This is a genomic window from Treponema sp. R8-4-B8 (assembly GCF_054786175.1).
This window is the reverse complement of record NZ_BDHE01000355.1, coordinates 1-466: the sequence shown is the minus strand read 5'-3', so window position 1 is coordinate 466 and position 466 is coordinate 1. Positions and strand designations below refer to the sequence as shown.

Genomic DNA, 466 nt, shown 5'->3' with positions numbered 1-466 from the left:
ACCGCTCAGAGTCGTCTCCATAAATAAAATCGGCTTGGAGAGGCGCGGTTCGTTCCAGAAGCGCAGCTCCGTGTTGTTCAGGTAGCCGTTTTTCCCGGGGCCTACGGGGCCCTTGTAGTTGTCGAACAGCTTGCGTATATACTCTACTTTCTCATCAGTCAGTTCTACGTCTTGAACTACGAGAGCGCTGTCTAAGCTGCCGTCTTTAATGAGACCCTGTTCGCGCAGTTTTTGTATTTCGGATAGGAAGCAGAAGGTACGCGACGGGGCGAAGTCGGCGACGTAGTCTTTGAGCGAGAACATGGTCGTGTACTGGGCGCCGAGCGCCGGGTACTTGTAGTCTATCTCTAAGGTGACGCGCAGGTAGTCGAGCGGAAATCTGTCTCTTATACACATCTAGATGTGTATAAGAGACAGCCTCTGCCTTGTCTCACAACATTATACAACTCGCCTTCATAATACGACG

The 466-nt window shown here is 51.3% G+C and carries 1 protein-coding gene; it reads right to left on the bottom strand.

The features are described 5' to 3' along the window. Nucleotides 1-396, bottom strand: a 396-nt coding sequence (locus tag ACYVRA_RS08745) for a UDP-3-O-acyl-N-acetylglucosamine deacetylase (protein WP_461252329.1), incomplete at its 3' end; no start/stop codon positions are given. Nucleotides 397-466: the final 70 nt, after the last annotated feature.